We start from the raw sequence: 242 nt of genomic DNA, 5'->3' as shown, positions 1-242 counted from the left end.
GTTGTCGTGGGTTCGAATCCCATCCGTCACCCCAACAAATCAACAAGTTATGATATGTTTTATAATTTGTATTGCGGAATAAACTCGTAATTGCGGAATATTTTACTTCAAAGGGGGCACTTTTCTTGTCCCCCTGATGTAGTGTCGACGGGTTACCGCATCACTTGAATGGCCCAACATAGAGGTTGCATCAAGTCCCAAATCAATCGCGTCTGACGCAACCTTGGCCCTCAAGTCGTTTT

Source organism: Ferrovum sp. (genome assembly GCF_027317285.1).
GTDB lineage: Bacteria > Pseudomonadota > Gammaproteobacteria > Burkholderiales > Ferrovaceae > Ferrovum.
Note: the sequence above shows the minus strand (reverse complement) of the source record.